Origin of the sequence: Marinomonas flavescens, from assembly GCF_004352835.1 — a bacterium.
Classification (GTDB): domain Bacteria; phylum Pseudomonadota; class Gammaproteobacteria; order Pseudomonadales; family Marinomonadaceae; genus Marinomonas; species Marinomonas flavescens.
The window spans coordinates 169,282-185,707 of record NZ_SJSB01000006.1 but is presented as its reverse complement, the minus strand read 5'-3'; the positions used below and the strand labels follow the sequence as shown (position 1 = coordinate 185,707).

Annotated in this window: 15 protein-coding genes; 10 read left to right on the top strand and 5 right to left on the bottom strand. The window is 42.5% G+C overall.

Going from position 1 to position 16,426, the window contains the following annotated elements; all coding sequences use genetic code 11:
- Positions 1-861 (bottom strand): carbohydrate ABC transporter permease, encoded by an 861-nt coding sequence (locus E0D70_RS08510; RefSeq protein ID WP_133011843.1) that lies wholly within the window; start codon positions 859-861, stop codon positions 1-3.
- A gap of 97 nt (positions 862-958) precedes the next feature.
- A complete protein-coding gene (locus E0D70_RS08505) occupies positions 959-2,278 on the bottom strand; it encodes an ABC transporter substrate-binding protein (RefSeq protein WP_133011842.1) in 1,320 nt (439 codons plus the stop codon).
- 317 nt (positions 2,279-2,595) lie between these two features.
- Between E0D70_RS08505 and E0D70_RS08500 the strand changes: the two genes are divergently transcribed.
- Together E0D70_RS08500 and E0D70_RS08495 are read left to right on the top strand one after the other, a co-directional pair.
- Entirely contained in the window at positions 2,596-2,871 is a 276-nt protein-coding gene (locus tag E0D70_RS08500) for an FAD assembly factor SdhE (protein ID WP_133011841.1), read from the top strand.
- Positions 2,872-2,929: 58 nt separating this feature from the next.
- Entirely contained in the window at positions 2,930-3,286 is a 357-nt protein-coding gene (locus E0D70_RS08495) for a hypothetical protein (protein ID WP_133011840.1), read from the top strand.
- On the opposite strand, the gene nadB is transcribed toward E0D70_RS08495, so the two are convergent.
- Complete coding sequence (gene nadB / locus E0D70_RS08490) at positions 3,287-4,882, bottom strand: L-aspartate oxidase (protein ID WP_133011839.1); 1,596 nt, start codon at positions 4,880-4,882, stop codon at positions 3,287-3,289.
- A gap of 213 nt (positions 4,883-5,095) precedes the next feature.
- Between nadB and rpoE the strand changes: the two genes are divergently transcribed.
- From rpoE to E0D70_RS08465, 5 genes are read left to right on the top strand one after another with little or no spacing between them, the layout of a single operon-like run.
- The gene (gene rpoE / locus E0D70_RS08485) at positions 5,096-5,689 is read left to right on the top strand and encodes an RNA polymerase sigma factor RpoE (RefSeq protein WP_133011838.1); all 594 of its coding nucleotides are present in this window, start codon (positions 5,096-5,098) and stop codon (positions 5,687-5,689) included.
- Positions 5,686-6,297: a sigma-E factor negative regulatory protein gene (locus tag E0D70_RS08480; RefSeq protein ID WP_133011837.1), complete on the top strand. Its 612-nt coding sequence runs from the start codon at positions 5,686-5,688 to the stop codon at positions 6,295-6,297. The genes rpoE and E0D70_RS08480 overlap by 4 nt, the downstream gene beginning before the upstream one ends.
- A 4-nt stretch (positions 6,298-6,301) precedes the next feature.
- A complete protein-coding gene (locus E0D70_RS08475; protein WP_133011836.1) occupies positions 6,302-7,270 on the top strand; it encodes a MucB/RseB C-terminal domain-containing protein in 969 nt (322 codons plus the stop codon).
- A complete protein-coding gene (locus E0D70_RS08470; protein ID WP_133011835.1) occupies positions 7,267-7,734 on the top strand; it encodes a SoxR reducing system RseC family protein in 468 nt (155 codons plus the stop codon). Before E0D70_RS08475 ends, E0D70_RS08470 begins: the two co-directional genes overlap by 4 nt.
- A 60-nt stretch (positions 7,735-7,794) precedes the next feature.
- A complete protein-coding gene (locus E0D70_RS08465) occupies positions 7,795-9,213 on the top strand; it encodes a DegQ family serine endoprotease (RefSeq protein WP_133011834.1) in 1,419 nt (472 codons plus the stop codon).
- A gap of 132 nt (positions 9,214-9,345) precedes the next feature.
- On the opposite strand, the gene argA is transcribed toward E0D70_RS08465, so the two are convergent.
- Positions 9,346-10,668 carry an amino-acid N-acetyltransferase gene (gene argA, locus E0D70_RS08460; protein ID WP_133011833.1) on the bottom strand — a complete coding sequence of 441 codons (1,323 nt, stop codon included), beginning with the start codon at positions 10,666-10,668 and terminating at the stop codon, positions 9,346-9,348.
- The gene (gene argE, locus E0D70_RS08455; RefSeq protein WP_133011832.1) at positions 10,649-11,842 is read right to left on the bottom strand and encodes an acetylornithine deacetylase; all 1,194 of its coding nucleotides are present in this window, start codon (positions 11,840-11,842) and stop codon (positions 10,649-10,651) included. The genes argA and argE overlap by 20 nt, the downstream gene beginning before the upstream one ends.
- A gap of 129 nt (positions 11,843-11,971) precedes the next feature.
- On the opposite strand from argE, the gene E0D70_RS08450 reads away from it, so the two are divergent.
- The 3 genes from E0D70_RS08450 to E0D70_RS08440 all read left to right on the top strand — a co-directional run bounded on the left by E0D70_RS08450 (position 11,972) and on the right by E0D70_RS08440 (position 16,340).
- On the top strand, positions 11,972-12,928 hold the full coding sequence (locus tag E0D70_RS08450) for a CYTH domain-containing protein (RefSeq protein ID WP_133011831.1): 957 nt from the start codon (positions 11,972-11,974) through the stop codon (positions 12,926-12,928).
- Positions 12,929-13,022: 94 nt separating this feature from the next.
- Positions 13,023-15,953 carry a bifunctional [glutamate--ammonia ligase]-adenylyl-L-tyrosine phosphorylase/[glutamate--ammonia-ligase] adenylyltransferase gene (glnE, locus tag E0D70_RS08445; protein WP_133011830.1) on the top strand — a complete coding sequence of 977 codons (2,931 nt, stop codon included), beginning with the start codon at positions 13,023-13,025 and terminating at the stop codon, positions 15,951-15,953.
- A gap of 174 nt (positions 15,954-16,127) precedes the next feature.
- Positions 16,128-16,340 (top strand): hypothetical protein, encoded by a 213-nt coding sequence (locus E0D70_RS08440; protein WP_133011829.1) that lies wholly within the window; start codon positions 16,128-16,130, stop codon positions 16,338-16,340.
- The last annotated feature ends 86 nt before the right edge of the window (positions 16,341-16,426 follow it).

The following is a 16,426-nucleotide window of genomic DNA, read 5'->3' as shown; positions in this document are numbered from 1 at the left end:
TCACACCGTTAGGTTTTTGCCGACGGCACGAATTAGGAAGAAAGCGACGATATTGGCAAGCAACACCGCGAATAAACCACCGGCAGACGCCACGCCTACGTCATATTGAAGCAGTGCTTGGTTGTAGATTAAGTAAGCTAAGTTAGTGCTGGCATAGCCAGGACCACCCCCAGTGGTTACAAAAATCTCAGCAAATACGGCCAATAAGAAAATAGTTTCAATCATCACTACCACGGCAATGGGTCGTGCTAAGTGAGGAATGGTTAAGTAACGAAAAATATGCCAGCCCGTTGCACCGTCCATTTGAGCCGCTTCTTTTTGCTCCGTGTCTTGAGACTGTAACGCCGTTACAAAAACAAGAATCGCAAAAGGTAACCACTGCCAGCTAACCATGATAATCACTGACATCAGCGGATAAGTGCCTAGCCAGTCGATAGGTTGCAAGCCGAGTGATTCAGAAATCCAAGCAAAAATGCCATAGACAGGATTCATCATCATGTTTTTCCAAATCAAGGCGTTGACCGTAGGCATAATGAAGAAAGGTGAGATCAATAAGACGCGAACAATGCTGCGCCCAAAAAATGGTTTATCGATAAGAGCGGATAGCATCACGCCCAAAACGACAGTAATGACCAAGGCAGACAAAAGTAGAATTAATGTGTTTGCAACCGCGGTAATAAAACCAGGATCCGTGACAAAAAACTCATAGTTCATTAAGCCAACAAAGCGATTTTGGCCCGGATACAAAAGATTGTAACGAATGGTCGAGAAGTAGATGGTCATCGATAACGGCACGATCATCCACACTAAAAGCATGATGACGGATGGCGCCATTAATAAGCGAGTGATTGAGCGCTTCATGGTGAGTATCTCTTATTATAATGAATAGGGCGTCGTGCGACAGGTCACAATAAGTAAATAAGGTAGCGGTCGTCCGCTACCTTATTTCTAGTGAAGGCTAGTAATAGCCTGCTTGACGCATCTGACGCTCTGCTGCTTTTTGAGCATTGTTTAATGCTTGATCAACAGTCATTGCGCCAGCAAGTGCTCCAGAAATCATTTGCCCTGTTGTCGTACCAATTGCTTGGAACTCAGGGATAGAGGCAAATTGGACACCTACGTAGGGGGAAGGTTTTAGTGTGCTGTCTTCAGGGTCGGCTGATTTAATGGCTTTCAGCTCCGCACTGGCAAACACCGCTGCTTTTTGGAAGTTAGGGTTTTCATAGGTGCTTTCACGAGTGCCTGTAGGGACAGAGGCCCAGCCTTCGTTTTTTGCAACCAATTTTATGTAGTCTTTAGAGGTCGCCCAGCGCACAAATTTTTGCGCGGCCGCTTCATGTTTGGTCGCAACCGGTACCGCTAGAGCCCAAGCCCATAACCAGTTAGAACCTTTTTTAGTCACTTCATATGGCGTTTGTGCAAAGGCTACTTTATCAGCGACTTTACTTTGCTTAGGATCTGTTACGAAGGACGCAGCAATGGTTGCATCAATCCAGATACCACATTTGCCTTCGTTGAAAAGGGCTAAGTTTTCATTGAAACTGTTTGAACTGGCACCTGGAGGGCCATATTTTCCAAGTAAATCAACGTAGAAGCTAACTGCTTTTTTCCATTCAGGAGAGTTGATTTCTGGTTTCCATTTTTCGTCAAACCAGCGGCCGCCAAATGAGTTTGCCATGGTCGTAACAAGCGCCATGTTATCTCCCCAGCCAGCTTTACCGCGTAAGCAGATACCATAAATACCTTTTTTAGGGTCGTTAATGGCTTTTGCTACATCGCGGATATGGTCCCAGCTATCATGATCGCTGATTTTCATACCGGCTGCTTTTACTAGGTCTTTACGGTACATAACCATGGAGCTTTCGCCATAGAATGGTGCTGCGTAAAGTGTTCCTTTATAAGACAATCCGCTACGAATAGAAGGAAGAATGTCTTTTTCATCATAACTACCACTGGCGTCAATGGGTTGTAACCAACCACGTTGACCCCAAATAGGCGCTTCGTACATACCAATGGTCATCACATCGTATAGACCGCTTTTATTGGCGATGTCTTGTGTGACATTTTGGCGTAATACACTTTCTTCTAAAGTAACCCATTTTACTTTTATACCAGGGTTGGCTTTTTCAAAGTCTGGGGTGAGTTTCTGCATCTCAATCATGTGGCCGTTGTTTACGGTAGCCACTGTAATTTGAGTGTCGGCGAAGGCATTTGCTGTTGTTATCGCTGTCGCTAAAGACACGGCGCAAGCAATGGTATTTTTAGAAAGGCTTTTCATTAGGTTTTCCCTATTTTGGGGCTTTTGTTTTTATATTCATACCTAGTCTTGGAAATTGACTACCAAGTGACTATTAATATAGGTAGATGTGAATTGACTCGCTAGTACGGAAAAGGCTAATAAATGTACTATTTTGTTTCTTTTTAATTAAATTGTTAAAAAATGAGTCAAAATAATACTCTTTTGTTGGTGTTGTTCTTTTCGTGGAGTATTTAAGTAACGGCATTTTAGTGATTAATATCAGGGAATCTTGATAAGCAGTTTTCCGTCCAGTGGCAAATAGATATAATCAAGATATTCTTATAGAGGGTAATTTAATGAGTGATACAGCGGACTCCATCGCCTTTAGGCGTCTTAAAATGCAGTGTCGACGAGGTATGTTGGAGTTAGATGTACTTCTTGAACCATTTTTGGAAGATGTGTTTTTAACACTAGATGAGGAAGATAAGCAGCGTTTCAATACCTTGCTAGCCTGTGAAGACCAAGAGTTATTCGAATGGTTTATGCAAAGAGAAGTACCAGAAGATCCAGACTTTGCTCGTATTGTTGATATTATTCTGACCCGTGTTCAGCCTGCAAACTACCGCACTTAAACCTTCTTTAATTGGCATAACACTCTGGTTATTATTTTCAGGGTGTTGTGCTCTTTTAATGAGGCTATTTTGGTTTCCCCCTTTCTTGTGGATTACCATTTTTTTGCTTGTCTTCTTTTTGTTTGTGTACTTTATTGCTCGAAGACTCAAATTAGGTATGCCACGCGTAGGCATTGATGAAAAGGGTGTTTATTGGCAAGAGGGTGACCAGTCTTATCGATTAGATTTTGTGCGAGTAAATGGGGTTCAGTTGATTGCCAAAGTGAGAGGGAGTTCTCGTTGGCAAGACGGTATTTGGCCTTCTTATCGTGTGATTTATCGAGACAGTTTGTCTTATCACGATTATCGAGTGCTGCGTTCCTTCGCTGCGCAACAAAAGATTCTGAAGCGTAGCGAAGTTACCGCTAAAAAGTAGTTAAGCCGTGGTGTCTGGGCTTAGGATAGTAGGTTTGCTGTTTTCCATTTTGTTTGGGTAGTCCAAGGTAAAATGTAAACCACGACTTTCTTTTCGAGACATCGCAGAGCGAATAATCAAATCAGCAACAACCGCTAAGTTACGCAGTTCCAGTAAATCACTGGACACTTTGTAGTTACTGTAAAACTCTTGAATTTCTGAACGCAGAAGGTCAACTCGATGTTTTGCTCTGAGTAGTCGCTTGTCTGTTCTCACAATACCGACATAATCCCACATGAAACGTCTCAGTTCTTGCCAGTTATGTGTAATGACAACGTCTTCATCTGAATCGGTTACTTTTGTTTCGTCCCAATCAGGAATATAAATGTCTTCATAGTGTGTTTTGGTATTAAGAATATGTTGCGCCGCAGAACGCGCGTAAACAATACATTCAAGTAGCGAATTACTTGCCAAACGGTTAGCGCCATGGAGGCCTGTATAGGCGGTTTCTCCAATGGCATAAAGATTGTTTATATCGGTTGCTCCGTGTTGATCAACTACGACCCCTCCGCAAGTGTAATGGGCAGCGGGTACAACGGGTATAGGGTCCTTCGTCATATCATGGCCATAGGTTAAGCAGCGCTTATATATAGTAGGAAAGTGTTCTTTAATGAAGCTTTCGTCTTTATGGGAAATATCCAATAAAACGTGGTCTATTCCCAAGCGTTTCATTTCATGGTCAATGGCACGAGCGACAATGTCTCGAGGCGCTAATTCGGCTCTTTCATCAAACTCTGGCATAAACCGTGAACCATCAGGAAGCAACAACTTCCCACCTTCACCGCGCACGGCTTCCGAGATAAGAAATGTTTTAGCCTTGGCATCATATAGGCAAGTAGGGTGGAATTGATTGAACTCCATATTGCCAACGCGACAGCCCGCACGCCAAGCCATGGCTATGCCATCTCCTGATGCCGTGTCAGGATTACTAGTATAAAGATAAACTTTACTGCTTCCTCCACAGGCTAAGGAAACGGATTGCCCTTGGAACACCTCAATAACATCATCGTCCAGATTAAGGGCGTAAACGCCAACGACTCTGTTGTCACCTGCTAAGCCAAGTTTTTGAGTCGTAACAAGGTCTATTGCCACTCGGTCTGGAAAAAAGGTGATGTTAGGGTGATTGATGGCATTTTTAATCATCGTCTTAGAGATGGCTAAACCTGTTGCATCAGCGCTATGAATAATTCGACGATGACTATGACCACCTTCTTTTGTTAAGTGGTAATTTTCGCTTTCTCCATAGCGGGTAAAAGGCACACCTTGCTCAATGAGCCAATTAATACTTTCTTTAGAGTGCTCTACCGTAAACCGAATGGCATCGGGATCACCTAGTTCGACACCTGCATCTATGGTGTCTTCAATGTGAGATTCGATCGTATCTTCGTCTGAAAGCACCGCCGCCACACCACCCTGGGCATAAAGTGTCGAGCCTTCTCGAATGTCTGCTTTTGTTAAAATAGCGACACTGTGAGTGTTGGCAAGTTCTAGTGCTAAGGTCAGCCCAGCAGCACCGGCCCCAATGATGACGATATCGTGTTTAAAGTGACGGCTCATAATATTGATCTGATTCATGTCTAAAGTATTAATGTTACTATTGTTATTGTGAAATAGTGAACAATTTTTGAAGATACATTTTTTTCTCAAAAATCTGTACCCTGTGAAAATATAAAGTCTCTATAACATTTATGGGAACTCGCTTTGTGTCTCGTTGTCTTCTTAGTGAATAAGCAGCACAGGCGCGTCAATGAGGTTTATTAAGAGGTGCCTATGCAGCCCGAAACGTCTTCAGATCAGGCGTTAGTTAAAAAAGTCCAACAAGGCGATAAAAAAGCCTTTGATTTGTTGGTTCTAAAATATCAATACAAGGTCATTGGGCTGATTGGTCGTTATGTTCAAGATAAACATGAAGTTCTGGATGTCGCTCAAGACAGCTTTATAAAAGCGTATCGTGCCATCCACTCCTTTCGAGGAGACAGTGCTTTTTATACTTGGCTTTATCGTATTGCGGTTAACACAGCAAAAAATTATTTGGTGAGTCGCTCTCGTCGTCCGCCAGGGTCAGATGTTGAATTGGATAACGATGAAGCCTTTAGTGTTCATGATGCGTTACTAGATTCTACTACGCCTGATGCCATTTTAAACAGAGATCGTCTCGAAAGCGCGATCCATGAAGCCATTCGTGCACTTCCTGAAGAGCTTCGTGGTGCGTTGAGTTTAAGAGAATTTGATGGACTTAGTTACGAAGATATTTCACAGATAATGGATTGTCCCGTTGGGACCGTTCGATCAAGGATTTTCCGCGCACGTGAAGCCGTGGAAAAACAAATACGTCCATTTATGGATGGAGGAAATGACCTATGACAACCTCTAATGATAGTAAACAAGCGGTTTTAGAAAGCCTATCTGCGATGTTTGATGATGAGGCAAATGAACAAGATCTTCATGATTTGTTGAAACAGGATTCTGCTGAGCTAAATAAGCAAATGGAAGCCTTTCATCTAATTCAGCAATCGTTACGTAAAGACTCAGGTTCTGAAGCTGAAATTGATCATGGTTTTAATTTTGCCGAACGAGTGAGTCTTCAATTAGACGAAGAGGTGCATCAATCACCTGCTAATAACGTAGTGGCATTGATGCCCATGTTAGAAGAAAAGATAATACCGAAGAAGCGTCCGTTGTGGGCTGGCTTCGCGATTGCGGCAAGTGTGGCTTTTGTTGTTGTATTAGGTGGTGATCTTATCTTAGATACCGGCTCGACTAGTACTACGGCTTTAGCTGCAAAAACGACACCTAACAACTTACACACTCATGTAGCGTCGTTATCTGATTTGAAAAAACAACCAATGGACGCTGATAATCTACGGTTGAAAAATTATTTACGTCAGCATGCCGAGCAAGCAACGATGACAGCGGGTCAGGGTATGATTCCGATGGCGCGTATTGCTAGCTATCCGACAAAAAAAGAGTAAAGACATGAAGTTGTCCGTGTTGTTACGAGTTTACTTACTGATGTTGGGGATACTGCTGTCACCTTTTGGTCATTCGGCAGAAATCAAGCCTGATGCAGTTCAGTTGCTAAGAGAAATGTCTCAATCTTTTTCTCAACTGGATTATGACGGTGTTTTTATACATTCTGAAGATACTCGAATAAATAGCATGCGAGTGAAGCATGAACTTAGAGATGGCAAGGAATACGAAAGCCTTGTTGATCTAGATGGCAATAAAATACAAGTTATTCGAGTCGATAATACGGTTATCTGTGTTTACCCTAATGAAGCCATCGCTGATAAGCATATTGTATCCAGTACACCATTTAAGCGCTTTATAGGGCTGGATAGTGAGCGCTTAAAATTAGGTTATAACTTTGTTATAAGACCAGAGATGGGACGCATCGCTGGCCGTGAAGCGTTTAATATTCGTCTAATTCCTAAAGATCAGTACCGTTATTCTCACGAAATTTGGCTTGATAAACAAAATAGCTTTTTATTAAAACACGATGTGATTGATCAAAGTGGCACCTTGCTCGACAGAATACAATTTACCTCGGTAAACTTTACACCAGACTTGAAAGAGGGAGATTTTATCCCCAAGAAAGAGTCGTACTTGAAGAAAATGGTCGAGCCTAAACCGAGGCGCATTAAGAGTCATTGGAAATTTGATTGGTTGCCTGATGGCTTCTCTTTGGTTTGGCCAGAGGCAAGAGCATTGAATCATGGTACGAGCATGTTGCTATTATCCGATGGCATGGCGACTATTTCTATTTTCGTCGAGCCAGTTAAGAAGGAAAAAGCGACGTCTTATTTATCTATGAATGCGACAGTTGCGGGTGAAAAAACGATTAAAGTTGGTAAGCAACTGTACTTGGTTACTATGGTTGGAGAGGTTCCTGAAGTGACCATAGAAAAACTTATGTCCGTATTTATGCCAAAGGCAGAATTATGATTGAAGAATCCGGTACCGTACTTTCGACTGAGAAAGGTTTTGCCGACGTAGAAACCATACGAACCAGTAGTTGCACCTCTTGTCGTGCAAGACACGGTTGCGGGCATCATGCTATTGCTCAAGTGTCTGCTAGTAATCGTATGCGAATGAAAGCAATTGACACCTTCGATGTTGAAGTCGGCCAAAAAGTAATCATTGGTATCCCTGAAGATACCTTGCTGCAAGCTTCTTTGTGGGTGTATCTCGTTCCTTTATTAGGCTTGGTAGGAGGTGCAACACTTCCTTCTCTTTGGCACGCTAGTAACGGCGAATCTGTTGTTTTATCGTTAGTTGGTCTTCTTTCAGGACTCTGGTTAGCAAAGAAAAAATCACAGAAAGAAGAGAATAACCCCGATTTTTATCCCAAAATTTTACGAATTTCACCCACTCAGGGAAACCAAATTCCTTTAGTCTTTACTCCCTGAACCTTAAAAACCTTCATTTAGTACAATACAAAGCTTGATACGTCTTAAGGAGACTAGTCAATGAACAGATTGCTTAAGCAAATAAACATAGGGGCCGTCAGTGTTTTTATGATGTTTTCTATGTTCGCCAACGCTGCTGAACTTCCTGATTTTACTAAGTTGGTGGAAAAGGCATCGCCTGCTGTCGTCAATATCAGTACTGAGCAAATGGTAAAAACCAAAGCCGTAGCAGAAGACGGTAATCCGCAGATTGGACAAAATAGCAAAGAATTAAATGAGTTTTTCCGTCACTTTTTTGGCCAACAGCCTTTTAATGGTGGAAATTCACAAGCACCAGAAGAAAGTGAAAGAAGCTCTTTAGGGTCGGGTTTCATTATATCTTCAGATGGTTACATTTTAACCAACAACCATGTTGTTAAGGGTGCTGATGTTATTCACGTTAGTTTAAATGACCGTCGTGAGTACACGGCTAAAGTCGTTGGTACTGACAGCCGTACCGATTTGGCTTTACTTAAAATTGATGCGAAAGACCTTCCTACCGTGAAAATGGGGGATTCAGATAAGCTGAAAGCGGGTCAGTGGGTGCTAGCAATAGGCTCGCCATTTGGTTTTGACCATACGGTAACCGCAGGTATTGTCAGTGCAACAGGACGTAACTTACCTTCTGATAATTATGTGCCATTTATTCAAACAGATGTAGCGATTAATCCTGGTAACTCAGGTGGTCCTTTATTTGATTTGAATGGTGAAGTTGTTGGTATTAACTCACAAATTTACACTCGCTCTGGTGGTTTTATGGGGGTTTCTTTTGCGATCCCAACAAACGTTGCCATGTCTGTTGTTAAGCAATTAAAAGCGAGCGGTAAAGTGTCTCGTGCTTGGTTAGGTGTGTTGATTCAAGATGTGAATAATGACTTAGCTGAATCATTTGGCCTAAAACGTCCGCATGGTGCTTTAATTAGCCGTGTTATGCCGAAATCTCCAGCAGAGAAAGCAGGGTTGAAATCAGGCGATATTATCTTGGCATTTAATGGTAAGGATATTAATCACTCAGGTGAGCTTCCTTACATTGTTGGTCAAATGAAAGCCGGTGATAAAGTTGATGTAGAAGTCTTCCGAGATGGAAAAGACAAAACGATTCCTTTGACGCTAGAAACTCGTCCTAACAATCAAAAGTCTTTGGCCCAGAAGAAAGAAGATCAAAGCCGTTTAGGTATGATCGTCGGTAATTTGCCTGCTGATTTAGCAAAACAACTGGATATCAAAGGTGGTGTTGTTGTTGAGCGTGTAATTGGTGGTGTCGCTTCTCGAAATGGTCTTGCAAAAGGTGATGTGATTACCATGCTAAATGGTCAGCATATTAAGGGCGCGGCAAACTTCTCAGAAATTGCGAAGAAAGTGCCTAATGATCGTTCTGTACCAATGCGTGTTATTCGCGATGGCTACCCAATGTTTATTCCATTCAAGATTACTAAATAATTTGTAGTGTCTTGCCTAAATGCTAAAAAGCCTCTGTTTGTTAATGCGAACAGAGGCTTTTTTATAGATTAAAAAAACGGCCTTGTTAAGGCCGCTTATGGTTATATTTTACTTCTTTGCTACCGCTTTTAATTAGAGCTGTTTAGAGAAGATTTTTGAATTACGTTGGTAGTTGTAAAGTGCTTGCTTCTTAGCGGGCAAACTAGACAGAGATGTTTCACTAAATCCGCGTTCTATAAACCAATGGGCTGTTCGAGTCGTTAATAAAAAGACGGTTTCTAAATGAAGATTTTTAGCAGCCTGTTCGATGCCTTTTAACAAACGATCACCTCTATTAGAGCCACGGTAGTCTGGTGAAACCGCTAAGCAAGCTAGCTCTCCTGAATGCTCTTGTTCGAAAGGATAAATCGCGGCACAGGCAACGATAGCACCGTCTCGTTCAATAACAATAAAGCGATCGACTTCATTTTCCAGCAGCTCTCGTGAGCGACGTACTAAAACACCTTTTTCTTCCAATGGTGCCAATAGCGCCATCATACCGCCGACGTCATCAATATGGGCAGGGCGAAGCTGCTCGTAGCTGTCTTCGTCAATCATGGTGCCAGCACCCTCGCGACTGAATAGCTCTTGTATTAGTCCACCATTTTCATTAAAAGAAATGATATGAGCACGGGGCACATGCTGACGAACGGCTGAAACACAAGCTTCCAATGCGGCATGAGTGATTTTATTCAGTGTTTTACCGTTTAAAATAATGTCAGCATCGTGCGTTAGTAATTCTGAATAAAGTTCGCCAGATTGATCGAAAATACCTTCTTCTTCAGTAAAAATGATCAGTTTATCGGCTTTTAGTTGTACTGCCGCTTGAATGGCAACTTCTTCTCCTTTCAAGTTAAAGACTTCACCAGTGGGTGAAAACCCTAAGTGGGGTAACAGCACCATGTTGTCATCTTCGAGCAGTCTAAAAATCGCATCAGAATCGATACGGCGAACTTCTCCAGAGTGCCCATAATCAATGCCATTGACCACACCGAGTGGACGAGCAATAACATAATTACCACTGCACACTTTTAGTCGAGCGCCTGCCATAGGGGTATTAGAAAGGCCCATGGATAGCTGAGCTTCAAGTTGGACTCTTACCGCCGCAGATGCTTGTATTATGTCCATCAATTGATCTTGAGGCGTTATGCGATAACCTGCTTCGAAAGTACTAGGGTGTTCTCTACTTGCTAGCATTTTATCAATTTGTGGGCGAGCGCCTTGAACTAATACAAGCTGAATGCCCAGTGAATCTAGCAGTGTGAGGTCGTGTATGATGCCTGAAAAATAAGCGCTTTCTAGCGCTTCGCCAGGAATCAAAATGACAAAAGTTTTTCCCCTATGGGCATTAATATAAGGAGATGAGTGGCGAAACCAGTCCACATATTTTAGTTGGTCAGACACGCTGTTCCTCATTTTCTGGATGATTAGATTGATTGTTTTGCAAACAATAGCGTTCGATTAAGCCACGCAGTACTTGTTGCATTGGTTTGATCTGGTTTAATGCCATAAACTCGTTTGGTTGATGGGCTTGATCAATTGAACCTGGGCCTAATATTAATGTTTCAATACCTAACTGATTGAAAAACGGACCTTCTGTGGCAAAACCCACGCTTGTCGCGGTATTTTTAGTTAACTTTTCACAGGTTTTAATTATGTCTGATTCTATAGGGGTGAAGAAAGAGGGAATGTTGGTAAATAAACTATCCATTTCTATTTTCGTGCCTGTTTTGCTTTCAATACTTGGCAGTAATCTAGAGATTTCATCAACCAAAGATTGATTGCTCATACCGGGTAATGCGCGCAAGTCAAAATCTATCTCACAACGTCCACAAATACGGTTTGCACTGTCGCCACCATGGATACAACCAAAATTCATGGTTGGATAATCTATGACGAAAGAAGCATCGCGGTATTTTTGCTTCAAATTATCGCGAAAAGCCATTAGCTCAGTCATAACAGAATGCATGGCGTCCATGGCACTGTTGCCAAGATCTGGGTTAGATGAATGACCAGATTGTCCCGTAACGCGAATGCGCTCCATTAAAATCCCCTTGTGAGCATGCACAGGGGTGAGGGAGGTAGGCTCTCCAATTAAAGCATAACGGGCTTTTATTTTATTCTGAGATACTAAGGCGCGAGCGCCAGCCATCGAGGTTTCTTCATCTGCAGTAGCAAGGACAATCAGAGGCTGTTTAAGATTCTTCAAATCCATTTGGCGAACAGTATCTATAACAATAGCAAAGAAGCCTTTCATATCGCATGAGCCAAGGCCGTAAAGTTTGTTGTCTCGTTCTTCCAGTAAGAAGGGATCAGATTGCCAACGACCTTGATCATAAGGCACGGTGTCGGTATGACCTGAAAGCACCAAACCACCATCGCCTTTGCCCAGCGTCGCAATCAAGTTTACCTTGTTTGGGTATCCTGGAATTGGCATGACTTCACATTGAAACCCTTGTGAAGAAAGCCACCCTTCCAATAATTCAATGACGTCTTTATTTGACTGATCCCAGTTTGATTGACTAGAACTTATAGATGGCGATGCAATAAGCTGTGACATCATATTAATAAGCGATGGTAGTGCGGCCATGACGGCTCCTCCCGCAGAGTAGTTATCTAATATTACTATTGTCGGCTAGGCATCTGATACAATTAAAACGAAGATTATGCGGTCTCTGATGTTAGTCAAACATCAGAAGTAAAAGAGGTTTTTATATTTATGGCTACCGAGCTAGAGCTTAAGTTAATGGTTCAGTCCGAGTATCTCAAGTCCACAAGTGAGTTTCTGGATGAAATTTGTGCGCTTTCGCAATCAAAGACAACATCGCGCCAAGCAACCTTGTCCTTGATGAACGGTTATTTTGATACTGAAAATGCCACTTTAATGCAAGCCGGGATAGCTTTGCGTATACGTGCTGTGAATCAACAATTTATCCAAACAGTAAAAACCCGTGGTAGCAATAGAGTGGGAATGCACGCGCGTGGTGAATGGGAATGGACGATTCCGAGTGATCAGCTAGACCTGTCTCTCCTTGATGAAGTGCCATTGCCAGAAACACTCAAAGATATGGCGTGGAGTCGAGATCTTGTTGAAGTCTTTCGTACCGACTTTGAGCGTCAAGTTTGGCTGATACAAGAGCAAGATACCTTAATGGAAGTTGTGTGTGATTTGGGCAAGGTCACATCACCTTATGGTGAGGACGCCATTAAAGAGCTAGAGCTTGAGCTTAAAGCAGGCGATGAAACTGGTTTGTATCGTTTTGCATTAACTTTAGCAAAACAACTGCCGTTGCAAGTTAGCACTGTCTCGAAAGCACAAAGAGGTGTGCGCCTGAAACAAAGCACTATTGAGTTTCCTAATAAGCCTCATAGCTCTGCAACGGCATTGGAGTTAGCCACGTATTGGTATGAAGTCTGGCTTGTATACTGGGAAGCAATGTTCTTTATGAAAGACGACGTGTTAATACAACCCATTCGCCATTCAATGACGCAACTGAGCCGTTGCTTACCAAAGGAATTTGCTAAACGCTTAGAGCTTCTAGACGAGGCTTATCAAGCAGTGCTGTATACTGATGGTGATTTGATTTCTGGATTTGCTAGCTTGAAAGAAACAGGTATTGTGATGTTAGAAGTTGGTCAGTGGTTAAATAATGCCTCGCATGATACGACTCACTGATACCAATATTGTGCTTGCATGAAAAGTTAAAGTGCTTATAAAAGCCGAGCAGTAATATACCGTTAATAACAAAATTGCTAATAAGGATCTCGTTTTGATTTCTCCTGTTTCAAATCCAGCTTACGCATCTTTTTGTGAACAACAAGAAAATCGCAGTTTATTAGCCGAAGCGATTCAAGACGCCCGACAACGGCATGGATTGTCTAAATTAACGGATCAACAAGTGGCTATTGTAGAGCCGCTTTGGTTATTAAGTGACTATCTTCATCAGCAGTGTGAACGATTTCCTCATTGGTTAGATGACTTGCTAGGCTTAGAGGCGCTTCCTGACTTGCCTTCGATTGATGACTTAATCACTGGAGACTTTTTTGTTTCAGCGTCGTCAGGCGCTAGTTTAGCGTTTGTCGATCTTGATGAAGCCGCTTTAATGAAGCGGCTCAGGTCGTATCGACAGTGGTGGATGGTGCGACTGATAGCGTTAGATATTCAGCAAAAAATCACACTAACAGACCTGACGTTAAGATTGAGTGTGTTGGCTGACGTGTGTGTGAATGCGAGTTTGAATTGGACAGAGAGTCATTACCAAGCACTGTACGGGCAAGCGCTGGATGAGAGTGGTGAGCGCCAGTCTCTGATCGTTATTGGGATGGGGAAATTGGGTGGTAATGAGCTTAATTTGTCATCGGACATTGATCTGATTTTTGCTTTTCGTGAGCACGGTGAGACACAAGGTGGCAAAAAAAGTCTGACTCACCAAGAATATTTTACAAAGCTTGGGCAAAAGCTTATTCAACATCTAGATCAACTGACTGCGGACGGTTTTGTCTTTCGCGTCGATATGCGACTACGTCCATTTGGGCAGTCCGGTACGTTAGTCTTAAATATGGATTCATTGGAAAACTACTACCAAGATCAAGGTCGAGATTGGGAACGTTATGCAATGATCAAAGCACGTGTAATGTCTGGAAATGAAAAAGACATTACTGCATTTGAAATGCTAAGAAAACCGTTTGTATACCGAAAATATTTAGACTTCGGTGCCATTGGCGCTTTGCGAGATCTGAAAAAGATGATCGCTAAAGAAGTACGCCGTAAAGATATAGAGCACAACATTAAGTTGGGTGAAGGTGGGATTCGTGAGGTTGAGTTTATCGCCCAAGCCTTGCAAATTCTTCATGGCGGACGGGACAGCAGACTGCAATGTCCTGCGTTATTAAAGGTTTTACCTTATCTTAATGAACAAGAGTATTTGACCACCACTGAGGTGGAACAACTCACCGATGCATATCAACTGTTAAGACGCACAGAGCATGCTTTGCAAGCGGTAAAAGATGAACAAACCCAGTTGCTGCCAGACGATGAGTATGAACGCTTGCGCATTGCTCTGATGGTCGGATTTTCTTCATGGCAGGCTCTAGATGAGGCTCTTTGGAAAGTACGCCATAACGTACACAGTGTGTTTCAAGAGCTCATCGATGACGGTGAAGAAACCAGTGAAGAAATTAAAACCCAAGACACATGGCGATTATTGCTAAAACACGCCGACAATAACGATAAAGAAGCCATTAGCGACGCATTGGATGGCATCGTTTGGCAAGATAAAGACGCCATTGTTCAGCGTATTGCTATTTTTCTATCGTCTAAAAGCATCGCCTTTATGCAACCTATCGGGCAAGAGCGCCTTGCGATCTTCTTAGCCATGTTTGCCACTCAATTAACCCATGAAAGTAAGCCTGATTTAGTAACAAACAGAGTGTTGCCGATTTTAGAAGCCGTATTGCGTCGCACCGCTTATCTTGTACTGCTCTGTGAGAACCCAACCGCGATCACGCATCTTATCCGCTTGTGTCGAGAGAGTGCTTGGTTCAGTGACGCTATTTCAGCGACACCGTCACTGCTGGATGAGTTACTCGATGCCTCTACCTTGTTTTCGCCCCCTACTAAAAGCATGTTAGAGGATGAGTTACAGCAGATATTATTACGCCTACCAGAAGAAGATGAAGAAGCGCAAATGGATGCGATGCGACGTTTTAAATTGTCGATTATTTTGCGCATTGCAGCCTGTGATATAACAAACATATTGCCAATAATGAAAGTGAGTGATCACTTAACATGGCTGGCCGAGGTGTTGTTAGAGCAGGTGCTTCATCAAGCTTGGCGCTACTTAACTCACAAACATGGCTTTCCTGTTAGCGATGGCGTCGAGGCTGAACATCCACAATTCGCGATTATTGGTTACGGAAAATCTGGTGGTTGGGAGTTAGGTTATGACTCAGATTTAGACCTTGTTTTTATTCATGGCGCAAAAGCCAGCGGGTATACAAATGGTGCGCGAAGTATTGATAACTTAACTTTTTATACTCGTTTAGGTCAGCGTTTGATTCATATTATTACCAGCTTTACAGCGGCAGGTCGCTTATATGAAGTAGATATGCGTTTACGTCCTTCGGGTAATTCTGGTCTGTTAGTCACCAGTTTAGAGTCATTTCAAGATTATCAACAGAACAAAGCCTGGACATGGGAGCACCAAGCGTTGACCCGTGCACGAGCGTTGGCTGGAGAGCCTTTGTTAAGAGGTAAGTTTGAAGACAGCCGTAGAGCCTTGATTAGCTCGCAACGCAATCGAGAAGACTTAAAAGCTGAAGTCGTGAAAATGCGTGAAAAAATGCGTGTTCATCTTGATACTGGTGGCAAGGAAAAGGGTTTTGATCTTAAGCAAGGTGCTGGTGGTATTATAGACATTGAGTTTATTGTCCAATACTTTGTTCTGGCTTGGTCTTGTCGTTACCCAGAACTTATGGAGTATTCAGACAATGTACGTCAGATAGAAGCGGCGTCTAAAGTGGGTTTGATTTGTTCTGAAACCGCAGAAAAAATGATCGATACCTACACGCTTTATCGCTCCCATACCCATAGATTAACCTTGCAGAAGCAAGGTCGAGTTATTCAGGGGGATGCATTGATAGCGAATCAAGAGTGGGTTAGTCGTTACTGGGATGAATTCGTAAACTCACCAGACCTTTAATGAGCAGGTCTTATTGCGAAGTAAATCTACCGATACAAAGATGGTAGTCTAGAATAAAAGTTGGTCGTAAAGTGATCAACTTTTCGTTATAGTGACTTAATAGGTTTATTTTTGATCAGTGATAGCTGTGCTTTATCTATTGCAGCTACATGAATAGATTGGGAGTGGTTGATTATGTCAAGTATTAGCGATTCAAGCTCGGCAGTGTCTTATGCAAAAGAAGCGTATGGCGCCAGTTTGGCTAAAGTGGCTCAAGTCGATAAAGGTCAGCAAGCTTTAGATTTGCTAGAAAGCGCTAAAGTGGTGAATCCTACTACTCCGGCTGCGAGCAGTGGTAGTCATATGACAACAGATAATCTTGGCCAAAGTGTGAATATTCACGTTTAATGCCGCGTATCTTTTTTATAGGTTCATAACCAGTTCAGTGAGATGATTTTTGACCAAACTGTCGATGTAAAAAAGCCCGTATGTTT

Coding starts and splice junctions, on each gene's coding strand:
- E0D70_RS08510 (WP_133011843.1), bottom strand. CDS start 861: ATGAAGCGCTCAATCACTCGCTTATTAATGGCGCCATCCGTCATCATG.
- E0D70_RS08505 (WP_133011842.1), bottom strand. CDS start 2,278: ATGAAAAGCCTTTCTAAAAATACCATTGCTTGCGCCGTGTCTTTAGCG.
- E0D70_RS08500 (WP_133011841.1), top strand. CDS start 2,596: ATGAGTGATACAGCGGACTCCATCGCCTTTAGGCGTCTTAAAATGCAG.
- E0D70_RS08495 (WP_133011840.1), top strand. CDS start 2,930: ATGAGGCTATTTTGGTTTCCCCCTTTCTTGTGGATTACCATTTTTTTG.
- nadB (WP_133011839.1), bottom strand. CDS start 4,882: ATGAGCCGTCACTTTAAACACGATATCGTCATCATTGGGGCCGGTGCT.
- rpoE (WP_133011838.1), top strand. CDS start 5,096: ATGCAGCCCGAAACGTCTTCAGATCAGGCGTTAGTTAAAAAAGTCCAA.
- E0D70_RS08480 (WP_133011837.1), top strand. CDS start 5,686: ATGACAACCTCTAATGATAGTAAACAAGCGGTTTTAGAAAGCCTATCT.
- E0D70_RS08475 (WP_133011836.1), top strand. CDS start 6,302: ATGAAGTTGTCCGTGTTGTTACGAGTTTACTTACTGATGTTGGGGATA.
- E0D70_RS08470 (WP_133011835.1), top strand. CDS start 7,267: ATGATTGAAGAATCCGGTACCGTACTTTCGACTGAGAAAGGTTTTGCC.
- E0D70_RS08465 (WP_133011834.1), top strand. CDS start 7,795: ATGAACAGATTGCTTAAGCAAATAAACATAGGGGCCGTCAGTGTTTTT.
- argA (WP_133011833.1), bottom strand. CDS start 10,668: ATGAGGAACAGCGTGTCTGACCAACTAAAATATGTGGACTGGTTTCGC.
- argE (WP_133011832.1), bottom strand. CDS start 11,842: ATGGCCGCACTACCATCGCTTATTAATATGATGTCACAGCTTATTGCA.
- E0D70_RS08450 (WP_133011831.1), top strand. CDS start 11,972: ATGGCTACCGAGCTAGAGCTTAAGTTAATGGTTCAGTCCGAGTATCTC.
- E0D70_RS08440 (WP_133011829.1), top strand. CDS start 16,128: ATGTCAAGTATTAGCGATTCAAGCTCGGCAGTGTCTTATGCAAAAGAA.